Origin of the sequence: Pseudomonas khavaziana (assembly GCF_019145205.1) — a bacterium.
Taxonomy (GTDB): Bacteria; Pseudomonadota; Gammaproteobacteria; order Pseudomonadales; family Pseudomonadaceae; genus Aquipseudomonas; species Aquipseudomonas khavaziana.
Genome location: NZ_JAHSTT010000002.1, coordinates 344,536 through 366,287, shown reverse-complemented (window position 1 = coordinate 366,287; position 21,752 = coordinate 344,536). Strand labels below are relative to the sequence as shown.

The window sequence follows — 21,752 nt, the reverse complement described above, 5'->3', positions numbered from 1 at the left end:
CGCTGCGATACGGGCGTTATGATCGTTTTAAATTCGAGTGACGATTAAAGTGGCAAGCCCGTTCAATGGGATATCATTGCTAAGGTTCAACTCACTGCCCCGATTGAGGACGGCCTTGACTGCAAGGGTTCCGGTAATCGAGTTTACGAACGCGGGTGTCGCAGCGGTGCTGCGGCTCCAGGAGTGCTGATAAGGATATTTGTCGACCAGGCCGCTGCTGCTATATAGCCAGGCGCCAGATGCGCTTGCTCTCTTAATCGGATACAGGTTGGCGCCTTGGCTGGCCAATCTTGAGAGCCTGACCGAATAACCGCCCGTACGCTTGCCACCCACTAGGCCCAAGCCAAAATTCTGGCTTTCAGCAAATCCGAAACCAAGAATGCCGGCCACCGTGCTGCTTGATTGCAAATCAGTGACAGACAGCGCCATCTGGGCGGCCGTTGAGCCGCAGTTTACCGTGAGAGGCAGCGTTTTCTCATCCAATGGGTAATAAGCATTAGGCGGTATGTCCGACGCACGGATCTGGCCATAGTTAATTTCACCACCGGTTGCACCAAGATGTACCGTGCACGCTGCCGGTTTAATGGTGCCGACTACCTTCAGATTGGCCGAGCTCCCCGTATTGGCCTTTACGCCAAGGGTTGCTGCCAAGCAAACAAGCCCCACTGTCAAACCCACTATTTTTTTCATACTTGACTCGCCGATATAAGTTATTGGGCGCTCTTTACTTTTGCCATGGCAATTCCATTGCACAACGCCTCATCATCCTGAACATATCTGAGCATAAATAAATAACACCAGGGCAGAATTGCCGAGTGACAGTCTGTACGCTTAAGACTTTACTAAAATATAAGACAACACCTGAGTTATTGTCGGAACAGTAAATATAAGCTGCCCCTTTGTGTCCTTATCATCCGTAGCCCTAAAGAGAATAGCCAATAGACCATAGGTCTACAGGGCGTAGGTTTTATCTTCATATGTGTTAAAAGTAATCGAAGCTAAATCCCCTACAGCTTCCTTCACGTCCTAAGCGGAAAACGGGGAAGACGCCTCGTGACGCCCATACAAATTCCTATAGACAGCTTCAGAGAAATTCCGGAAGCACAACGCGTTGGCGCCAGCCGTTGATCGTGGCACGATGGCGAGGTTATCGACCGAGATCCCTAAACCATGCCGCAATCCCAAGCCAAGAACCTGTCCTTGATCGCCGCCATCGACCTGGGCTCCAACAGCTTTCACATGGTCGTGGCCAAGGCCCAGAACGGCGAGATCCGCATCCTCGAGCGGCTCGGCGAGAAAGTGCAACTGGCCGCCGGGATCGACGACGAGCGCAAGCTCAATGAAGAATCCATGCAACGCGGGCTCGATTGCCTCAAGCGCTTTGCGCAACTGATCAACGGCATGCCTACTGGCGCCGTGCGCATCGTCGGCACCAACGCCCTGCGCGAAGCTCGCAACCGCAACGAGTTCATCCATCGTGCCGAAGACATCCTCGGGCATCCGGTGGAAGTTATCTCGGGCCGTGAAGAAGCCCGCCTGATCTACCTCGGCGTGTCCCATACCCTGGCCGATACTCCCGGCAAACGCCTGGTGGCGGACATCGGCGGCGGCAGCACCGAGTTCATCATCGGCCAGCGTTTTGAACCGCTGCTGCGTGAAAGCCTGCAGATGGGATGCGTGAGTTTTACCCAACGGTATTTCAAGGACGGCAAGATCACGCCGGCGCGCTATGCCCAGGCCTACACGGCGGCACGGCTGGAGATCATGAGTATCGAACACGCCCTGCACCGCCTGACCTGGGATGAAGCCATCGGCTCGTCCGGCACCATCCGTGCCATCGGCCTGGCCTTGAAAGCCGGCGGCCATGGTACTGGCGAGGTAAACGCCGACGGTTTGGCGTGGCTCAAGCGCAAGCTGTTCAAGCTTGGGGATGCGGAGAAAATCGACTTCGACGGCATCAAGCCCGACCGTCGCGCCATTTTCCCCGCGGGCCTGGCGATTCTCGAGGCCATCTTCGACGCCCTTGAACTGCAACGCATGGACCACTGCGATGGCGCCCTGCGCGAAGGCGTGCTCTATGACCTGCTGGGCCGTCATCACCACGAAGACGTGCGTGAGCGCACCCTCAGCTCGCTGATGGAGCGTTACCACGTCGACCTGGAACAAGCCGCCCGCGTGGAGCGCAAAGCCTTGCACGCCTTCGACCAGGTGGCCGAGGACTGGGACCTGGAAGATGGAGTCTGGCGCGAGCTATTGGGCTGGGCCGCCAAGGTGCATGAAGTGGGCCTGGACATCGCCCACTACCATTACCACAAGCACGGCGCCTACCTGATCGAACACTCGGACCTGGCCGGTTTCTCCCGGGAAGACCAACAGATGCTCGCGCTGCTGGTGCGCGGCCATCGCCGTAACATTCCCAAGGACAAGTTTGCCGAATTCGGTAAAGACGGCATCAAGCTGATCCGCCTGTGCGCGCTGTTGCGCTTTGCGATCCTGTTCCATCACATCCGCGGTACCCAGGAAATGCCCCAGGTGAAGCTGCAAGCTGATGGCGACAGCCTTGACGTAGTGTTCCCCAAGGGCTGGCTGGATGAACACCAGTTGACCCAGGCGGACTTCGCCCAGGAAGCGGAATGGCTGACGCGGGTGGGGTTCAGTCTGAACCTGCGCTAAAAAGCACACTGCAAAACAAATGTGGGAGGGGGCTTGCTCCCGATAGCGGTGGTTCAGTCAAATTATTCGTGACTGACCTACCGCTATCGGGAGCAAGCCCCCTCCCACATTTTTTGGATTTTTCTGGGGTTTAGTTCACCGCAAGAATCGGGCTACCCAGCTTCTCCAGCAACGTCGCCTGCGCGCTGCGCGGGTTCTGGTTGCCGGTCGGCGTGTTACGCACGTAGCGACCGTCCGATTGCAGGCTCCAGCTGTGGGTGTTGTCGGTGAGGTAGCTTTCCAGCTCCTTCTTGACCCGCATGATCAGCTTCTTGCCTTCCACCGGGAAGCAGGTCTCCACCCGCTTGTCGAGGTTGCGCTCCATCCAGTCGGCACTGGAGAGGAACATCTGCTCTTCACCGCCGTTGAGGAAGTAGAACACTCGGGTGTGCTCCAGGAAGCGACCGATGATCGAACGCACGTGGATATTATGCGACACGCCGACAATACCCGGACGCAGGCAGCACATACCCCGCACCACCAGGTCGATGCGCACGCCGGACTGGCTGGCCTTGTACAGCGCGCGGATGATCTTCGGATCGGTCAGCGAGTTGAACTTGGCAATAATGTGCGCCGGCTTGCCGTCGAGGGCGAACTGGGTCTCGCGGGCAATCATGTCGAGCATGCCCTTCTTTAGGGTGAACGGTGCATGCAGCAGCTTCTTCATGCGCAAGGTCTTGCCCATGCCGATCAACTGGCTGAACAACTTGCCGACGTCTTCGCACAGCGCGTCGTCGGATGTCAGCAGGCTGTAGTCGGTATAGAGCTTGGCGTTGCCGGCATGGTAGTTGCCCGTACCCAAGTGGGCGTAGCGCACGATCTCACCGGCTTCGCGCCGCAGGATCAGCATCATCTTGGCGTGGGTCTTGAAGCCGACCACGCCGTAGATCACCACCGCCCCGGCCGCTTGCAGGCGGCTGGCCAGTTGCAGGTTGGACTCTTCGTCAAAGCGCGCACGCAGCTCGATCACTGCGGTGACTTCCTTGCCGTTACGCGCAGCATCCACCAGCGCATCGACGATTTCCGAGTTGGCGCCGCTGCGGTACAGGGTCTGGCGCACGGCCAGGACGTGGGGGTCCTTGGCGGCCTGGCGCAGCAGGTCGACCACCGGGGTGAAGGATTCGAATGGGTGCAGCAGCAGGATGTCCTGCTTGCTTATCACGCTGAAGATGTTTTCGCTGTTTTGCAGCAGTTTCGGGATCTGCGGGGTGAACGGCTTGTATTGCAGCTCCGGGTGGCTGTCCAGGCCGGTGATGCTGAACAGGCGCGTCAGGTTCACCGGGCCGTTGACCTGGTACAGCTCGGACTCGGCCAGGTTGAACTGCTTGAGCAGGTAGTCCGACAGATGTTTCGGGCAGGTATCGGCGACTTCCAGGCGTACAGCGTCGCCATAGCGCCGCGAGAACAGCTCGCCGCGCAGGGCACGGGCCAAGTCTTCGACGTCTTCGGAGTCCAGCGCCAGGTCGGCGTTACGGGTCAGGCGGAACTGGTAGCAGCCCTTGACCTTCATACCCTGGAACAGGTCATCGGCATGGGCATGGATCATCGACGACAGGAATACATAGTTGTCGCCAGCGCCGCCTACCTCCTCGGGTACCTTGATGATCCGTGGCAACAGGCGCGGTGCCGGGATGATTGCCAGGCCAGAGTCGCGACCGAAGGCGTCGATACCTTCCAGCTCGACGATAAAGTTGAGGCTCTTGTTCACCAGCAAGGGGAACGGGTGCGTCGGATCGAGGCCGATGGGGGTGATGATCGGGGAAATCTCGTCACGGAAGTAACGGCGCACCCAGGTCTTGATCTTGGTGGTCCAGTGGCGACGACGAATGAAGCGGACCTGATGCTTTTCCAGCTCCGGCAGCAGGATGTCGTTGAGGATTGCGTATTGGCGATCCACATGACCGTGCACCAGCTCGCTGATACGAGCCAGGGCCTGGTGCGGTTGCAGGCCGTCGGCACCGGCTTGTTCGCGGGCGAAGGTAATCTGCTTCTTGAGCCCGGCGACACGGATCTCGAAGAACTCGTCCAGGTTGCTGGAGAAGATCAGCAGGAATTTCAGCCGCTCCAGCAACGGGTAGGACTCATCCAGCGCCTGCTCCAGCACGCGGATGTTAAATTGCAGCTGTGACAGTTCGCGGTGGATGTACAGGCTGCTGTCATCCAGGTTGGTGACCACGGCCACCGGCGCCGGCGCAGGCGCTTCAACGACCACGGCAGGCGGGGCCGGCTCCAGCTCCGGCGGGGTCTCGGCGACTTGTTCAACCACAGGGTGAGCGTCTTTTACAGCCACTTCTGAGAGTCCTTCGGTATTCATCGAGTGTTCCTGTGAGGGCTATTGTTGCTCTCTAAGCAATTGGGCGGCGCGGGCGGCGAAGTAGGTCAGGATGCCATCGGCGCCGGCACGTTTAAAGGCAGTCAGGGATTCGAGGATCACCCCTTCACTCAACCAACCATTCTGGATTGCTGCCATGTGCATGGCGTATTCACCGCTGACCTGGTAGACAAAGGTCGGCACCTTGAATTCCTCTTTGACCCGATAAAGGATGTCCAGATAAGGCATCCCGGGCTTGACCATCACCATGTCGGCACCTTCGGCCAGGTCCGCCGCGACTTCGTGCAGGGCTTCGTGGCTGTTGGCCGGGTCCATCTGGTACGAGGCCTTGTTGGCCTTGCCCAGGTTCAGGGCCGAGCCCACCGCGTCGCGGAACGGCCCGTAATAGGCGCTGGCGTACTTGGCCGAGTAAGCCATGATCCGCACATTGACATGGCCGGCCAGTTCAAGCGCTTCACGGATCGCCTGGATGCGACCGTCCATCATGTCCGACGGCGCAACCACCTGGGCGCCCGCTGCGGCATGGGACAACGCCTGCCTGACCAGTGCATCGACGGTAATGTCGTTCTGAACGTAACCGTCTTCGTCAAGAATGCCATCTTGGCCGTGGGTGGTGAACGGGTCCAGGGCCACGTCGGTGATCACGCCCAGCTCCGGGAAGCGCTCACGCAGGGCGCGGGTGGCACGCTGAGCGATCCCTTGCGGGTTCCAGGCTTCGGCGGCGCCCAGGGACTTGAGTTCCGACGGCGTCACCGGGAACAGTGCCAGTGCCGGGATCCCCAGTTCGACCCAATTGGCCGCCTCGATCAGCAACTGATCAATGGTCAAACGCTCCACACCCGGCATCGATGTTACCGCTTCCCGACGATTTTCACCGTCGAGCACAAATACCGGCAGGATCAGATCATTCGTCGTCAGTACATTTTCACGTACCAGCCGACGAGAAAAGTCATCACGGCGATTGCGACGCAGGCGGGTAGCGGGGAACAGGCGATTGGCAGGGGTAAAGCTCACGACAGACTCCTGAGCCCGCGTTTACGGGCGAGCGTTGCAGTTATAAGCGGCCATTATGACGAAGGAATGACAGTTGTGCTTATCGACGCGACCTGTAGTCACATTCGTCATTTATGTAGGAATTGTTCACTTCGTGACACATCTCGATACTTTCATGAATCTCCGTGAAGGCGTAGGCTGCGCGTTCATTTCGCCAGCACCCCAGACCATGCTTCAACAATTTCTGCATGACTTCGGTTACTTTGCCCTCTTCCTCGGCACGTTCTTCGAAGGCGAGACCATCCTCGTGCTCGCAGGCTTCCTGGCGTTCCGTGGCTACATGGATATCAACCTGGTGGTGGTCGTTGCCTTCTTTGGCAGCTACGCCGGCGACCAGCTTTGGTACTACATGGGGCGAAAGCATGGCCGCAAGCTGCTGGCACGCAAGCCGCGCTGGCAATTGATGGGCGACAAAGCGCTGGAACATATTCGCAAGCACCCGGATATTTGGGTACTAAGCTTCCGCTTCGTCTATGGCTTGCGCACGGTGATGCCCGTGGCAATCGGCCTGTCCGGCTACCCGCCGCTGCGCTATTTGATCCTTAATGGTATCGGTGCGGCGATCTGGGCCGCTGCGCTGGGGGCTGCGGCTTACCACTTCGGCGCAGTGCTGGAAGGCATGCTCGGCAGCGTCAAGAAATACGAACTGTGGGTGTTGGGCGCGCTGCTGGTGCTGGGCCTTGTCCTGTGGCTGCGCCGCCGCGTCAAGAATGCCCGTATCGCCCGCGAGGCATGTGCCGAGGCCAAGGCCCGGCTCGCTGCCGAGCCAACCCCGGTGCAAACACCTAAGACACCAATCGAGTGAGCCGGCTTCTGCAACAGTAGAGGCCGATCACGCTGAGCAGGCTGTAGCTCGCCAGCGCCAGCCAGGCCAGGTTGCTGGCGGGCCACAGCCCGACCAACGGTGCCAGCCATACCAACGGCGCGTTCAGCGCCAGCCGCGCCAGCTCGGCCTTCAACGCCCACGGGCGATTCTCCAGCGCCACCCCCAAAGTAAACAGGCCCAGCGCCATGGCCCCCCAGCCCAGGACCAGCGCCACCGAGGGCAACGCCTCGCCGAAATTCATCAGATAGCTGCCAAATCCCACATACACCGCAAACTGCAAGGCGATGTATACCTGCTGTCGCGCATCCAACTGCACCTCGAATTTGCGGAACTGGCTCAGGTCCGGCTTGGGCATCGGGTACTTGGCTTTGACGTCCGCCGGGCGCCAACCGGTGCGCATAAACCAGATACGTAACTTGTCCCACCAGCTTTCAGTACGCCGGGCGTCACTCCATAACTGCGCGTAGAACTGCAGGTTGGCCCACAACGGATTCCAACTGGCCAAGGGCGTGGTCACACCGAAAATGACCGGCTCGTTGTCGTCTTCCTCCTGGAACGTACCGAACAGTCGGTCCCAAATAATGAACACCCCGCCGTAGTTGCGATCCATGTAGAGAGCGTTCTGTGCATGGTGGGCCCGATGATTGGACGGTGTAACGAAGAACCACTCGAACCAGCCGAGCTTGGGAACGTGACGGGTGTGGACCCAGAACTGATACAGCAGATTGAGCGACGCCACGCTGATAAACACCACCAGCGGCACACCGACCACGGCCAGGGGCAGGTAAAAGATCCAGCTCAGCAGGAAGCCGGTGCTGGTCTGGCGCAAGGCGGTGGTGAGGTTGTAGTCCTCGCTCTGGTGATGCACCGAATGCGCGGCCCAGAGGATATTGCGCTCATGACCCATGCGATGCAGCCAGTAGTAGCACATGTCATAGAGCACGAAGGCGAACACCCAGGTCCAGGCACTCTGGGCCGACAACTCGAACAGCGCCAGGTGCTTGAGGGCGAATGCGTAGGTCAGCAGGCCCACGCCCTTGGTCAGCAAACCGGTGGTTGTGGACAACACGCCAGTGCTGAGGCTGTTGATAGCATCGGCCACCCGATAGTTACGCGCGCCGCGCCAACGGTCGGCCAGCAGTTCAACCACGATCAGGGCGATGAAAAACGGTACCGCGTAAGGCACGAAGTCCATGGGCTAGTCCGGTGTATTTTTGTTACATCAAGATTAGGTGCACCGCCATCAGATCCCATTGGCAACAGCTTACAAATTAGTAGACATTTAACGCCATGAATCAGGAGAAATGCCCATGAGCAAAAAGATTGCAGTGATCCTTTCCGGCTGTGGCGTGTACGACGGCGCAGAAATCCATGAAAGCGTGATCACCCTGCTGCGCCTGGACCAGCGCGGCGCTCAAGTCGAATGTTTTGCGCCGAATATTGCGCAACTCCATGTGATCAATCACCTCACAGGTGAGGAAATGCCCGAAACACGCAATGTACTGGTGGAATCCGCTCGTATCGCCCGGGGCGCGGTGAAGGATATTCGCGAAGCCAATGCTGCCGACTTCGATGCGCTGATCGTGCCCGGCGGATTTGGCGCCGCGAAGAACCTGTCGAACTTTGCCGTAGAAGGCGCAGGCTGCAGCGTCAACCCGCAGGTGCTGGAACTGGCTGAAGCATTTGCCGAAGCCGGCAAGCCTGTGGGATTGATCTGCATATCACCGGCCCTGGCCGCGAAAATCTACGGACCGGGCGTGATCTGCACCATCGGCAACGATGCCGACACAGCGGCAGCCTTGGACAAGATGGGCGCCACCCACCACGAATGCACGGTGGAGGACATCGTCGAGGACAAGGCGCGCAGGTTGGTGAGCACGCCGGCGTATATGCTCGGCAAGAACATCAGCGAGGTCGCATCAGGCATCAACAAGCTGGTGGATCGGGTGTTGGAACTGACCCACGAAAATGACTAACGCGCTCTTTCTGTAGGAGCGAGCTTGCTCGCGAAAAACATCAACGATAGCGCGGGCAGCTGGATGCACCCAGCGCTCTCAGGTTCTTGGTGAGCAATCACGCACCTACAGAGGCTTCATCAAACGGGTCAGGATTCGGTCCAGCGCATTGGCAAACGCCTGCTTGTCCTTTTCTCCATGGGGCGGTGGCCCGCCGCCCATCTGGCCCTGCTCACGCAGGTCGGTGAACAGGTTACGCACCGCCAGGCGTTCGCTCATGTTCGCCGGGCTGAACTCCTTGCCCCGTGGGTCAAGGGCCGTGACGCCCTTCTTTACCAGCCGGTCGGCCAAGGGCACATCGCTGCAGACCACCAGCTCACCGGGCACAGCATGCTCAACCAGGTAGTCATCAGCCGCATCCGGGCCGCTGGGTACCACAATCAGTTTCACACAGGAAAAGCTCGGTTTGATCTGGCTCTGCCCAGCCACCAGCACCACCTCGAACTGGCGCTTGAGGGCAAACTTCACCACTTGGTCCTTGGCCGCCCGTGGGCAGGCGTCGGCATCGATCCACACCCGCATCGAAACTCCTTACCAACTAATGACCCAACACATACCTGATGTGTTGGGCGTGACCCCTCCCAAATACTTAACCGCGCTGGGTTGACGGCATACGACGCTTTTCAGCCAGCCTACTGCGACCATACAGCACCACAATCGCCAGGATAGCCACGGCTTGCGCACTCAACGAGTATGCATCGGCGTGAATGCCCAGCCAGTCGAACTCAAAGAACGCCACCGGCCGCGTGCCGAAAATGCCGGCTTCCTGCAACGCCTTGACACCGTGCCCGGCGAATACCACCGACAGCGCACACAGCAACGCGGCGTTGATGCCGAAGAACAATGCCAGCGGCAGCTTCGCCGAACCGCGCAGGATCACCCAGGCCAGGCCCACCAGCAGCACCAGCGCCGTGGCCCCGCCCGCCAATACCGCGTTATGCCCGGCTGGGCCGGCTTGCAGCCACAGGGTTTCGTAAAACAGGATCACCTCGAACAGCTCGCGATACACTGAGAAGAACGCCAGCACCGCAAAACCGAAACGCCCACCGCCGCCCACCAGGCTGCTCTTGATGTAGTCCTGCCAGGCCGCCGCGTGGCGTCGGTCGTGCATCCATACGCCGAGCCACAACACCATCACGCTGGCAAACAACGCCGTGCAGCCTTCGAGCAGTTCGCGCTGGGCACCGCTGACGTCAATCACATACGCCGCCAAGGCCCAGGTGGCCAAGCCGGCCAACAGCGCCAGGCCCCAGCCGACATTGACGCTACGCACCGCCGATTGCTGGCCGGTATTGCGCAGGAAGGCCAGGATCGCCGCCAGCACCAGGATCGCTTCCAGACCTTCTCGCAGCAGGATCAACAAGCCGGAAATGTAGCTCAACGACCAGCTCAAGCCATCGCCGCCCAGCAGGCCGGCGGACTCGGTCAGCTTGCCCTTGGCCACGTCCAGGCGTTGCTGCACCTGCTCGATAGGCAAGCCGTCCTGCAACGATTGCCGATAGGCCATCAGGGCCTTCTCGGTGTCTTTGCGCACATTGGCATCGACGTTATCCAGGGAGCTTTCCACCAGCTCGAAACCTTCCAGGTAAGCGGCGACCGACAGGTCGTAGGCCTGCTCGTGGTCACCGTTGCGGAAGGCGGCAAGGCTCTTGTCCAGGGTGATGGCGGTGTAGTCGAGCAACTGCGCGGGGCCACGCTGGACCTGCGGCGGCTGCGCACGCTGGGCGCGGAAAGCCGCGGCGGCGGCCGGCCCATTGGCGGCGAGCACTTCATTGGGGGTTTGGCGCGCCAGGTCGGCCAAGTTGAACGCCTGCGCGCTTCTGGCGGCAGCCGGGTCGGCGGTGAAACCGGCGATGTAGGTGGCCAGGTCCCAACGCTGGCGGTCGTCCAGCTGGTCAGCGAACGACGGCATATCGGTGCCTTCGACACCCAGGCCGAGGGTGTTGTAGATCGCATACAGACTCAAGCGATCCAGACGCGTGGCATCTCGCAGGTTCGCGGGCGGCGGCGTGAGACCTACGCCCGCCGGGCCATCACCGGCACCGGCCGTGCCGTGGCAGACCGAACAGTGCTGAGCGTACAGCGGCGCACCGCGTATAGGGTCCGGCGTAATCGCCGGGGCCTGGCTGACTTCATAGGCCACCGCCAGCTTGGCACCCAACTGACGGGCCTGACGAGCCACACTCGCACCGTCCTGGCGGGCATTGACCGCTGCCAGCAGTTCATCAACGCCGGTTACCAGCTCGGCGCGCTCGGGCTTATCCGGCAGATCGGCCACCAGGCCCTGCAATACCCCAAGAAACTCCACCTGCTCGCGATATTCCGAGTCGTCCACCACCTTGCCCGCTTCTACCGTCGGCGGGTAGTCGGCGCCGATGTAATCCAGCAAATGCAGGGCCTGTGGCGCGCCCTCGGCGGTTGCGGCCAAGAGATTGAAGCTGCACGACATCATCGCCGGCAACAGCAGCCAGGCGAGAAAGCGGAAAGGGGCAGTCATGAATGGATCTCAAGTGGAAATACGAAGTAACACTATTGTTGAGCTTAAAGGGCTTGGACTCAAGGTGTTATTTAATATCGCCACAAAACCAATGTGGGAGAGGGCTTGCTCCCGATGACGGAGTTTCAATCAACAGATTCATCGACTGATTCACCGCTATCGGGGCATGTGTATCTACACAACTGCTTGCTCTTGCGCTATTGCTCTGGCTTTTGATCTTGATCTCAGGCGCCCCGTCAAACACGCTGGCCGAACGCAGGCTTGAATCCGTGGGTAACCCGGCAGGACGCCGGGTTAGCCGCCCCGCGCCATGGATGGCGCGTGGCGGCGGCCCACGGATTCAAGCCTGCGTTCGGGCACACCGAGCCTAAGCGAGGTGCCGAGTGTTGGGGCGAAGGCCTTTTGGTTACTTTTGTGCCTTTACAAAAGTGACACGCCGTAAGGGCGTAACCTTAAGTGGCCGTTACCGCAGCAACGGATATGTACTCGGTCTGATCCAACATCCTGGTCGGCTGTCAGGCCGCCATCGGGGGCAAGCCCCCTCCCACATTGTGATCCGGCTTGTTCAGTTACGCCGTGGCGCGGTGCAAGCTTGCGAGGAAACCGGCGGCACCGACAAACAAACCGGCGAAGGTGCGGTTCACACGCTTCTGTTGCTTGGGCGTGCGCAACAGACGCAGGACTTTAGAGGCCAACCCCGTATACCCCGCCATCACGATCATATCGACGCTGATCATGGTCGCACCGAGGATCAGGTATTGAATCAACAACGGCGCCTGCGGGTTCACGAACTGCGGCAGCACCGCCAGCATGAACACCAGGGCCTTTGGGTTACTGGCGTTGACCAGGAAACCCCGGAACATCATCGCCATCGGCTTGCCGATGGGGCGCACGGCGGCGTCATCGGTCATGTCCATGGGCAAGGCGCGCCATTGCTTGATGGCCAGGTACACCAAGTAGGCCACACCAAACCATTTGATCGCATAGAACGCGGTAGACGACGCCGCCAGAATGGCGCCCAAGCCGCCCGCCACCACGGCAATCTGCATCGCCAGGCCCAGTTGCAGGCCAATGGCGTTCCAGTAGCCACGCACGAAACCGTATTGCAGGCCGCTGGACATCGAGGCGATGGCACCCGCGCCGGGGGAAAGGGAGATGATCCAACTGGCGAGGAAGAAGGCCAGCCATGTGTCGAGAGCCATTGCGCACCTCAGAAGGGAATTAGCGGTAGTGCCTTAAGCTAACTCCACCGAGCGAAGACTGGCTATAGATTTTTGTAGGAGCGAGCTTGCTCGCGAAAAACGCACAAGCGATACGGGCCGACTGGATGCACTGCGTTACCGTTGACGATTTTCGCGAGCAAGCTCGCTCCTACAAGATATGCGTACCTGTTCCCGGCCAGCGCCGCACCGAACGCTGGAAGAACATACTGTTGGGCACCTGCACCATCGCGCTGCTGGTGCCGGCCTCCTCGACCTCGATCAACGTGGTGTAGAGCAGGTTGATCGCCACGACCCGCCCCTTCACGCCGGGTTTGTCGACGGTGTCCACCAGCTCGACGATGTCACCGAGACGGAACGGCCCGACGGTAAAGATCAGGATCGCGCACAACAGGTTGGACAGCACCGACCACATGGCGAAGAACGCCACTGCCGCTACCGCGACAAACCCCGACAGCGCCGTCCATAAGACAGTGGCGGACACACCCAGGCGGCCCAGCACAAAGATCAGTGCACTGCCCATGATCAGCCAGCGCAAGCCGCCACGCAGTGGCATCAGCAATTGCGGCGGCAGCGGGTAGCGCTCACCCAGGCGGGTCAGGCCCTTGGCGACAAAGCGCTGGGCCAGGTAGCCGGCCAGCAGGATCAGCAGGATTTGCACGCCGATCCATACGGGCTCGACCCATTGCGCCGGCAACGGCAGTTGCAACGCTTCCATCAGGACAGCGCCTCCAGCTGCGCTTGCAGGGTTTCGAGCAACTCGAGGGCCTCCATCCAGGTTTCCTCCAACTGCCCTTCGCGCACCTTGAGCTTGGCCTGTTCGGCCAGCAGGTCGCGCAGTTCATCCTTGCGCGCCGCCTCGTAGACGGCGCTGTCGCCCAGGCTGGCTTCGATCCTGGCCAGGCGCTCGTGCACCTTGCCCAGCTCGGCTTCCAGCTTGTCGGCTTCACGCTTGTGCGGGGCCAACTGCTGGCGCAATGCGGCAGCGGCCTGGCGCTGGGCTTTCTTGTCGGTCTTGTCCGGGTTGACGGGGGTATTGCTGGCCGGCGCATTACGCAGGCGGTAATCGGTCAGCCAGCGCGCATAATCGTCCAGGTCGCCGTCGAACTCTTCGACCTTGCCGTCGGCCACCAGCAGGAAATTATCGGTGGTGCTCTTGAGCAGGTGGCGATCGTGAGACACCACCAATACCGCACCGCTGAATTCCTGCAGGGCCATGGTCAGCGCCAGGCGCATTTCCAGGTCCAGGTGGTTGGTCGGTTCGTCGAGCAGCAGCAGGTTCGGGCGGTCCCAGGCGATCAGGGCCAGAGCCAGCCGGGCTTTTTCGCCACCGGAGAAATTCAGCACGGGCTCATCGATGCGCGCGCCACGGAAGTCAAAACCACCGAGGAAATCACGCAAGGTCTGCTCGCGTTCGGTCGGCGCCAGGCGTTGCAGGTGCAACAGCGGGCTGGCCTTGGAATCGAGCGAGTCAAGTTGGTGCTGGGCGAAGTAACCCACCACTGTGTTCTCGCCACGGGTCAGGCGACCAGACAGAGGCTCAAGCTCGCCCGAGAGGTTCTTGATCAGCGTCGACTTGCCCGCGCCGTTGGGGCCCAGCAAACCGATACGAGCGCCTGGCGTGAGCTGCAGCTTGACCTTCTCCAGGATGGTTTTGTCGCCATAACCCAGGCGGGCATCGGAGAGGTCCAGCAACGGGCTGGAGATCTTCACCGATTCGCGGAATACAAAGTCGAACGGCGAATCGACGTGGGCCGCCGACAGCTCTTCCATGCGCTCCAGGGCCTTGATCCGGCTCTGGGCCTGGCGGGCCTTGGTGGCCTGGGCCTTGAACCGGGCGATGTAGCTTTCCATGTGCGCACGCTGCGCCTGTTGCTTCTCATAGGCCTGTTGCTGCTGGGCCAGGCGCTCGGCGCGGGCGCGTTCGAACGCGGTATAGCCGCCACGGTAAAGGGTGATCTTCTTCTGTTCGACGTGGGCGATGTTATCGACCACGGCGTCGAGGAAGTCCCGGTCGTGGGAAATCAGCAGCAACGTACCCTGATAGTTCTTGAGGAAGTCTTCCAGCCACAGGATCGCATCGAGGTCCAAGTGGTTGGTCGGTTCGTCAAGCAGCAGCAGGTCCGAAGGGCACATCAGCGCTTGGGCCAGATTGAGGCGCATGCGCCAGCCACCGGAGAAGTCGGCGACCGGGCGGTCCATCTGTTCGTTGGTAAAACCCAGGCCGGCGAGCATCTTGCGGGCACGGGCGTCGGCGGTATAGCCGTCGGCGCTGTCCAGCTCGGCGTGCAGGCGGGCCTGGGCGGCACCGTCCTGGGTTTTTTCGGCTTCGGCGAGATCATGTTGCACCTGGCGCAGGCGCAGGTCGCCATCGAGCACGTAGTCGATCGCGATGCGGTCCAGGGTGTCGATCTCCTGGCGCATATGGGCGATGCGCCAGTCGGCCGGCAGCAGACAGTCTCCGGAGTCCGGGGTCAGCTCACCCAGCAACAAGGCGAACAACGTGGATTTGCCGGCGCCGTTGGCACCGATCAGGCCGGCTTTGTGACCGGCGTGCAGGGTCAGCTCGGCGTCTTCAAGAAGACGTTGCGGGCCACGCTGTAATGTTAGGCTTTGAAGTCGGATCATAATGGCGGCGGAGTCTACCAGCTTCGTTGGCCGCTGGCTTGGGTGTGAATATGTGCGCTGACCTGTGGAGCTTTGCCCTCTCGACCTACGCCCGCCCGGGTGTGGAGGCCGAGTGCCTGCGCTTGCAGGAGCAAGGGGCGGATGTGTGCCTGTTGCTGTGTGGTGCATGGCTGGAACAACGAGGTGTGGCGTATACGTCCGAACGCGCGCAGGCATTGCAGCAGCTAGCTCGCCCCTGGCGGACACAGGTGGTCGAACCGTTGCGACAAGTGCGTGTGCAATGGCGAACCATGGCGCAGCAGGATACGCAACTGGCATCGCTACGGGAGCGGGTCAAGACTCTAGAGATGGAAGCCGAGCAAGCATTGCTGATGCGCTTGGAAACGCTGGCGCAGGCATGGCCTATCAATGAGGGGGTGGGTCAGTACGGATGGCTTGAAGGCTTGGCGACCGAGGCCGCCAACCTTGACCACGACGCGCTGCAGCGGCTGCGCGTCGTGGTCACCAACACTTAGGAAGCGCTGGTTGGGGTGGTGCTTGACGCTACCGGTGCAGGGGTGCTGCTGGTCGATGCGGCTGGAGCGGTTGAAGAGGTCGCAGTGGCAGCAGGTGCTACTGGAGTGGCTGGCTTGGCAGGTGCTGGTTTTGCAGCCGCGGGTTTGGCGGCTGGTTTCGCGGCAGCAGGTTTCGCAGCTGGCTTGGCGGCTGGTTTCGCGGCAGTAGGTTTAGCAACTGGCTTGGCGACTGGTTTCGCAGCAGCGGTTTTAGCCGCTGGCTTGGCGGCTGGTTTCGCAGCAGCAGTTTTGGCAGCTGGTTTGGCGGCTGGTTTCGCAGCAGCGGTTTTAGCCGCTGGCTTGGCGGCTGGTTTCGCAGCAGCGGTTTTAGCCGCTGGCTTGGCGGCTGGTTTCGCAGCAGCGGTTTTAGCCGCTGGCTTGGCGACTGGTTTTGCAGCAGCAGTTTTGGCAGCTGGCTTAACAGCAGGTTTCGCAGCAGCAGTTTTGGCAGCTGGCTTGGCGGCCGGTTTCGCAGCAGCGGTTTTAGCCGCTGGCTTGGCGGCTGGTTTCGCAGCAGCCGTTTTGGCAGTTGGCTTGGCGGCCGGTTTCGCAGCAGCAGTTTTGGCAGCTGGCTTGGCGGCTGGTTTCGCAGCAGCCGTTTTGGCAGTTGGCTTGGCGGCCGGTTTCGCAGCAGCAGTTTTGGCAGCTGGCTTAACAGCAGGTTTCGCAGCAGCAGTTTTGGCAGCTGGCTTGGCGGCTGGTTTCGCAGCAGCGGTTTTAGCCGCTGGCTTGACAGCAGGTTTCGCAGCAGCAGTTTTCGCAACCGGCTTGGCTGCAACTTTTGCAGGGGTACGAGCACCCAGTGCTTTCCCTACGGCTTCCTTCACACGGCCAATGCCCTGGGCCAGCTTCAGGCTTTCCTGAGCGTCTTTCTTGAGTTGGGAAATGTAGCTGCGGGTCTCCGCTTGACGATCCTTGAGGGCATCCAGCAGGTCCTCAAGTTCTTTAACGGCGTCCTTGGCTTTGGCTTGCGCCTTGGACTTGCCGGCTGTAGCGGCGTCTTGCAGTTTGGTGCGGGACTTGTGCAGTTTTTCTTGGGCTTTACCGCGTTGTTTTTCCAGTTTGGCGAGCAGTTTTTCTGCATCGGCCAACGCCTGGGAACATGCGCTTTCCAGATGTTCGAGCAGGCTGCCCGAAAGTTGTTGGAGCAAGTGCAACGGGGTATTTACAGGCTTCTGTTTGGCCGACATGGTTTACCTCCTGGCTGACGTGGGTGCGGCTCATACTAGCCCTCTGCTCTTACCGCCGCTAGGGCATGTTGACAGTATCGTTTGCCTTGCGTTGCACCGTACGAAAATTCTTATCGATATAACGAAAAACCGCGCCACTTTTTACTCACTCACACTGGCATAATCCCTCGCACTTTCGCCGGGAGACTGTCCATGTCGCGTTACCTTTTTCTAGTGCTTGGCTTAATGATCTGCGTAGCCGATGCGAGCGAGCAACCGTCGTCAAAAACCACCGCCTCGGATCCGCACGACCTTGCCTATAGTCTCGGCGCAAGCCTCGGCGAACGGTTGCGCCAGGAAGTCCCTGACCTACAGATCCAGGCACTGGTGGACGGCCTCAGGCAAGCCTACCAGGGCAAGCCGCTTGCGCTGGACCAAGCTCGTATGGAACAGATACTCGCCCAGCACGAAGCACAGAACGCTGCCGACGCCCAACCCCCTCAAAGCGAAAAAGCACTCGTCGCCGAACAACAATTCCTGACGCAGGAAAAAGCCGTCACTGGCGTGCGCGAATTGGCAGACGGCATCCTGCTCACCGAGCTGTCACCTGGCACAGGCAATAAGCCACTGGCCAGCGATGAGGTGCAGGTGAAATACGTGGGGCGACTACCCGACGGGACCGTCTTCGACAAAAGTACGCAGCCGCAATGGTTTCGCCTGGACAGCGTGATCAGCGGTTGGAGCAGCGCATTGCAACAGATGCCGGTGGGTGCAAAATGGCGCCTGGTGATTCCTTCAGCCTTGGCCTATGGCGCAGATGGGGCGGGTGAGTTGATCCCGCCCTTTACGCCGCTGGTGTTCGAGATAGAACTGCTCGGCACTCGCCACTGACCCATAAAAAACGGTGCGACATGCGCACCGTTTTTCATATCGTCGCAAAGGTTCAGGCCTGGGTGGCAACCTCTTCCTTATGCGCGTTGTGCAGCACTTCGATCAGGCAGTCTTCCAACTCGAAACGCTCATGTAGCAGCGCACCCAACTCTTTGAATTTTTCCGCAACACATTTCCCTGCATCACACAGGTCAGTAAATGCCAGCAGCTTCTCCGTGATCACATCGATGCGCGGGTAAATAGTCTCTGCCAGATCGAGACCACGCTGGTCGTCGAAGGCTTCCGCCTCCTTGGTCAGCTGCTCGTAGACACCGAAATGGCCTGCCGACACGTAGTCCACCAGCACTCCACAGAAATCCTGCAATGGCTCGCGATTCTCACCCAATGCTTCGGGCTTGGCACCGAGAGCATCAAAGGCCCGAACCAGTTCGTGACGTGCCTTCAACCAGCTGTCGATCAGCTTGTGCACCCCACCCCAGCGTTCCTGAGCATTCTGACAACTTTCCAGCATGATGATCTCTCTTCCCTATAGGGGCGCTGCTGCTATGTACCTGCGCAACACTTCGAGGATAAAGCAGCAGCCGGACAAGGCCGCGTCTGACAAACGGTTTGGATAACGCGTGCGGGCCAGATTATGCCCGCATGACTGTGGCTTCAAGGTACGCAGGAGAGAAAGTTCATACAAGTGTTTAATCCACTCCTACAACCTGCGTTCGGTTTTCATGCCCTTGCACGGCGCAAGTGCCTACAAAACAACAACCTTGAAAATTGCATGGCCCCCAGAATCAGCATGGCCACGAAGAACAGCAGGCTCCACTCGGGAAGACTCAGTTCAAATAGCGTCCAGGTGATTTCGACGCAATCGACAGTGCCGTTGAATACTGAGCGTGCTGCCTGCCAGAACGACAGGTTCTCAATCATCGATTGCAGGCTGGGCCAGCAATCCCGGACCTGGCCTGAGGGCATATTCTGCAACAGCACTTGGCGCCCTGCGGTAATGGCGCCGAGCAGCGCACACCCCATGCTTGCCAGTCCATACAGGCAAAGGCCCATGCGTCCAGGGTTATGAAGAGCAGCGATCAAGTTGATCAGCGTAAAAATGGCAAGCAACAGGCGTTGTACCTGACATAGAAAACAAGGCTGTAGCAGCGCGCCATATTCCAGATAAAAGGACGCGCCCAACGTCAGCGCACCTGCCATGAACGCCAGGAAAAACAAAGAGCGTAAAGGGGCCAAAGACATTGTTTATCCGCACTGCAAGAGATAGGTCGCTACGGTAGAGTAAAGGCCCAACCCCTTTCAATACGCCCTAGAGCAGACTATTCCGCGAAAATGTAAGGACATCCCGCCAGAGTCCGGAGGAAATCCAATTACAACAAGTAGGAATTAGTAACAACACCAGTTAGGCCAAGCGTTTACGGGGGATTGGCGGATCGGGTGTCAGATAGGTCGGAGCCAATCTGTTCACCCTTTCCTACTTCAAACTCGCGCAGGGACTGGTAGCGGCGAGGACAGCAGACGATTGTCCAGCAACCCCAGGCCCTCTTGAAACAGCTGGTTGCTTCGTTCGGTGTCGCCCAACTGGGCCAGCAGGCGGGCCAGTTCGGCGCAGGCTTCAGGATTGCGCTGCACTTGCAGACTGCTTTCCAGGTAGTCCCGTGCCTTGCCCCACAGGCTGTTTTGCAGGCACAGGCGGCCCAGCGTCAACAGCAAACTGGCGTCGCCAGGATGATCCTTGAGCCAGCCTTCAGCAAACTTCAATTGACGCGCTGGGTCACTGCCGCGCAGTAGGCCATACAGACGGATCAAGTGGCTGTCATAGCCGCGCTTGAGCGCACCACGCAGCACCTCCTCGGCCTTGGCATCCGCACCGAGCCGACGCAGTTGGTCGGCATACGCCAGCACCAACTGTGGCTGTTGGCGCTGGGCCGAAGTCAATTGCTCCCAGGCGCGCTCCAGGGACTGCAAGCCCGCTTCACCTTGCTCTTCCCGCTGGGCAGCCAGACTCAGGTTCTCGCCCCAGGCGCGACGCTCCAGCTCGGCAAGCTCGCCCGCAGGCAATACCTTGTCCTTGCGCAGTTCAGGCAACAGGCGAATCACCGATGACCAATCGCCACGCTGCTGATGCAGGCGCTGCAACTGCCGTAGCACCTGCGCGTTATGCGGGTGACGCTCGTGCATCGCCTGCAGGGTGGTCAGGGCGCCGTCAGTATCGCCTCGGTCCATCTGCAGTTGCGCATGGCTCAATGCAACCGCCAGTTCGGCCTGGGGCTGGCGCTCCAAGGCGCGCTCCAGCAAACCGTCGGACTCCTCATAACGGCCCTGCTCATTGGCCGCGCGGGCTGCGCCGATGTAATACAACAACGGTTGGCGCTCTGCTTCCGCGGCGCGGTGCAAATGGCGTTCGGCACTGGCCCAGCGGCCCTCCGCGAGGTCCATCTGGCCTTGTTCGATGGCAATTTGCACACGGCGGCTGCGGTTGCGCCGCGACCAGGGATTGACCACGCCGCTGGATGTGGTGACCAGGCTCAACAACACACGCACAAGGTAGATCGCCAGGCCGATGGCAAATACCGCCACCAGCGTAGCCCACAGGCTCGATTCGTAATGCAGCAAATGGGGATAGGTAATCAGCACGTAGCCGGTGTGTTTCGAAACACCCACGCCCAGTGCCAGGGCGACCGCAATTGCCAGCACCAGGATCACATAGAAACGCTTCATCAGCTCTACTCCTGGGTCGCCGGTTTGTCAGCCGAAGCCTTGGCCTCATCGGCAGACTGATGTCGACGCTCGAGGTACGCCTGCACCGCAGCCAGGCTCGCTGCCAGGTCGGGCGTCACCACCGACACGGCCTTGGGCTCAAGCTCAGCGATACGCGCCAGCATCGCCTTGCTCTGCGGGTTGTCCTGGTTGAAGTTGTCTTGCAATACGCTGCGCGCTTGCCCCAACGAGCGGCTGTACACCGCCGACTCGCCATTCAGCGCGGCCCACTGTGCTTGCTCCAGCGCCAGGCTCAGGGCCAGTCGCACTTGGTTCAGGCCTTGGCCCGCCAGCAATGGGCGGATGTTGTCATCCGGGTTGAAGTCGATGCGGAAATAGCGGGAGATCTGTTCCCACCACTTGCTCAACCAATTTTCCGTATCGTTGGTGGGACGCCCTTGGGAGGAAGGCTCGGTGAGTTGATACTCCGGCGCAATCGCCGCCAACTGCACGACCTGGTCACGCAGGGCCGCCAGTTGCAGGTAAAGGCCGGTACGATCCGGCTGCTCGGTACTACGCAACGCGGCCAGGCTCTTGGCCAGTTGCTCGCGCGCGGCGAAAGCGCCTGGGTCGCTCTGCTCGCGAAGAATCTCGTCCGCCCCCTGGACCAGCGACTGGGCGCTGTTGATGTCCTGCAAGGCAGATAAACGCAAGCTGGCCAGACGAATCAGGTGTTCGGCTTCGGCCAGGCGCCAGTCCTTGCGGCTGGCACCCAACACGGTTTCCAGGCGCTGGTTCAGGCGCTGCTGATCACCCTGCAATTGGGCGACCAGGCGGCGGCGCTCCTCAAGCTCGTCCGCACCCGGTAACTGCGCCAGGCGAGCGGCCATCTGCTGCTGGCTTTGCTTGAGGCTCTGGGATTGCTCATCCAGGGTCTGCACCTGGCCCAGCTGATGCTGGTTGCTGGTTTGCAGGGCGCGCACCTGCCAAATCCCCCAGCCGCCGGCGGCTACGCCCGCAGCGCCCAGCAGCAAGGCGACGATGGCCAGGCCATTGCTGCGGCGTGGTGCGCTGACCGGTGTCTCGACCGGCGCGTCGAGCGCGGGCTGAGCTTCATCTTTAGGCAAGGCTGTTTCGCTCACGTATCCGTCCTTT

19 protein-coding genes are annotated in these 21,752 nt (G+C 60.2%); 5 read left to right on the top strand and 14 right to left on the bottom strand.

Going from position 1 to position 21,752, the window contains the following annotated elements; all coding sequences use genetic code 11:
• Window positions 1-27: 27 nt before the first annotated feature.
• Complete coding sequence (locus KVH01_RS06160) at window positions 28-690, bottom strand: DUF1120 domain-containing protein (RefSeq protein ID WP_217880786.1); 663 nt, start codon at window positions 688-690, stop codon at window positions 28-30.
• Window positions 691-1,170: 480 nt separating this feature from the next.
• On the opposite strand from KVH01_RS06160, the gene ppx reads away from it, so the two are divergent.
• Window positions 1,171-2,673, top strand: coding sequence for an exopolyphosphatase (gene ppx, locus KVH01_RS06155; RefSeq protein ID WP_217880785.1), 1,503 nt, complete (start codon window positions 1,171-1,173; stop codon window positions 2,671-2,673).
• Window positions 2,674-2,803: 130 nt separating this feature from the next.
• Here ppx and ppk1 read toward each other — a convergent pair whose 3' ends face one another.
• Both ppk1 and hemB read right to left on the bottom strand, forming a co-directional pair.
• On the bottom strand, window positions 2,804-5,026 hold the full coding sequence (gene ppk1, locus KVH01_RS06150; RefSeq protein WP_043046932.1) for a polyphosphate kinase 1: 2,223 nt from the start codon (window positions 5,024-5,026) through the stop codon (window positions 2,804-2,806).
• Between the two features lie 18 nt (window positions 5,027-5,044).
• The gene (gene hemB / locus KVH01_RS06145; protein ID WP_217880784.1) at window positions 5,045-6,058 is read right to left on the bottom strand and encodes a porphobilinogen synthase; all 1,014 of its coding nucleotides are present in this window, start codon (window positions 6,056-6,058) and stop codon (window positions 5,045-5,047) included.
• A 208-nt stretch (window positions 6,059-6,266) separates the two neighbouring features.
• Here hemB and KVH01_RS06140 point away from each other — a divergent pair, with 208 nt between their 5' ends.
• Window positions 6,267-6,902 (top strand): DedA family protein, encoded by a 636-nt coding sequence (locus KVH01_RS06140; protein ID WP_043047041.1) that lies wholly within the window; start codon window positions 6,267-6,269, stop codon window positions 6,900-6,902.
• On the opposite strand, the gene KVH01_RS06135 is transcribed toward KVH01_RS06140, so the two are convergent.
• Complete coding sequence (locus tag KVH01_RS06135; protein ID WP_043046930.1) at window positions 6,883-8,118, bottom strand: sterol desaturase family protein; 1,236 nt, start codon at window positions 8,116-8,118, stop codon at window positions 6,883-6,885. The genes KVH01_RS06140 and KVH01_RS06135 overlap by 20 nt on opposite strands.
• Before the next feature lie 115 nt (window positions 8,119-8,233).
• Here KVH01_RS06135 and elbB point away from each other — a divergent pair, with 115 nt between their 5' ends.
• The gene (gene elbB / locus KVH01_RS06130) at window positions 8,234-8,899 is read left to right on the top strand and encodes an isoprenoid biosynthesis glyoxalase ElbB (protein ID WP_217880783.1); all 666 of its coding nucleotides are present in this window, start codon (window positions 8,234-8,236) and stop codon (window positions 8,897-8,899) included.
• A 105-nt stretch (window positions 8,900-9,004) separates the two neighbouring features.
• On the opposite strand, the gene KVH01_RS06125 is transcribed toward elbB, so the two are convergent.
• From KVH01_RS06125 to KVH01_RS06105, 5 genes are all read right to left on the bottom strand, one after another.
• Complete coding sequence (locus KVH01_RS06125; protein WP_217880782.1) at window positions 9,005-9,460, bottom strand: YaiI/YqxD family protein; 456 nt, start codon at window positions 9,458-9,460, stop codon at window positions 9,005-9,007.
• 67 nt (window positions 9,461-9,527) lie between these two features.
• Entirely contained in the window at window positions 9,528-11,435 is a 1,908-nt protein-coding gene (locus KVH01_RS06120; RefSeq protein ID WP_217880781.1) for an FTR1 family protein, read from the bottom strand.
• A gap of 569 nt (window positions 11,436-12,004) precedes the next feature.
• Window positions 12,005-12,637 carry a LysE family transporter gene (locus tag KVH01_RS06115; protein ID WP_005792425.1) on the bottom strand — a complete coding sequence of 211 codons (633 nt, stop codon included), beginning with the start codon at window positions 12,635-12,637 and terminating at the stop codon, window positions 12,005-12,007.
• A gap of 169 nt (window positions 12,638-12,806) precedes the next feature.
• Complete coding sequence (locus tag KVH01_RS06110) at window positions 12,807-13,373, bottom strand: mechanosensitive ion channel family protein (RefSeq protein ID WP_043046926.1); 567 nt, start codon at window positions 13,371-13,373, stop codon at window positions 12,807-12,809.
• Window positions 13,373-15,283, bottom strand: coding sequence for an ATP-binding cassette domain-containing protein (locus tag KVH01_RS06105; protein ID WP_217880780.1), 1,911 nt, complete (start codon window positions 15,281-15,283; stop codon window positions 13,373-13,375). Before KVH01_RS06105 ends, KVH01_RS06110 begins: the two co-directional genes overlap by 1 nt.
• Window positions 15,284-15,333: 50 nt before the next feature.
• On the opposite strand from KVH01_RS06105, the gene KVH01_RS06100 reads away from it, so the two are divergent.
• Window positions 15,334-15,798, top strand: coding sequence for a TIGR02444 family protein (locus KVH01_RS06100; protein ID WP_217880987.1), 465 nt, complete (start codon window positions 15,334-15,336; stop codon window positions 15,796-15,798).
• Here the strand turns inward: KVH01_RS06100 and KVH01_RS06095 are convergent.
• A complete protein-coding gene (locus KVH01_RS06095; protein ID WP_217880779.1) occupies window positions 15,795-17,027 on the bottom strand; it encodes an AlgP family protein in 1,233 nt (410 codons plus the stop codon). The genes KVH01_RS06100 and KVH01_RS06095 overlap by 4 nt on opposite strands.
• A 192-nt stretch (window positions 17,028-17,219) precedes the next feature.
• On the opposite strand from KVH01_RS06095, the gene KVH01_RS06090 reads away from it, so the two are divergent.
• Window positions 17,220-17,897, top strand: coding sequence for an FKBP-type peptidyl-prolyl cis-trans isomerase (locus KVH01_RS06090; RefSeq protein ID WP_217880778.1), 678 nt, complete (start codon window positions 17,220-17,222; stop codon window positions 17,895-17,897).
• Window positions 17,898-17,949: 52 nt separating this feature from the next.
• Here KVH01_RS06090 and rsd read toward each other — a convergent pair whose 3' ends face one another.
• The 4 genes from rsd to KVH01_RS06070 form a co-directional block, all read right to left on the bottom strand.
• Window positions 17,950-18,408 (bottom strand): sigma D regulator, encoded by a 459-nt coding sequence (gene rsd / locus KVH01_RS06085; RefSeq protein ID WP_217880777.1) that lies wholly within the window; start codon window positions 18,406-18,408, stop codon window positions 17,950-17,952.
• Window positions 18,409-18,617: 209 nt separating this feature from the next.
• Window positions 18,618-19,139 carry a disulfide bond formation protein B gene (locus KVH01_RS06080; RefSeq protein WP_217880776.1) on the bottom strand — a complete coding sequence of 174 codons (522 nt, stop codon included), beginning with the start codon at window positions 19,137-19,139 and terminating at the stop codon, window positions 18,618-18,620.
• A gap of 237 nt (window positions 19,140-19,376) precedes the next feature.
• Window positions 19,377-20,618, bottom strand: coding sequence for a heme biosynthesis protein HemY (locus KVH01_RS06075; protein ID WP_217880775.1), 1,242 nt, complete (start codon window positions 20,616-20,618; stop codon window positions 19,377-19,379).
• Between the two features lie 5 nt (window positions 20,619-20,623).
• Complete coding sequence (locus tag KVH01_RS06070; RefSeq protein ID WP_217880774.1) at window positions 20,624-21,739, bottom strand: uroporphyrinogen-III C-methyltransferase; 1,116 nt, start codon at window positions 21,737-21,739, stop codon at window positions 20,624-20,626.
• Between the last annotated feature and the right edge of the window lie 13 nt (window positions 21,740-21,752).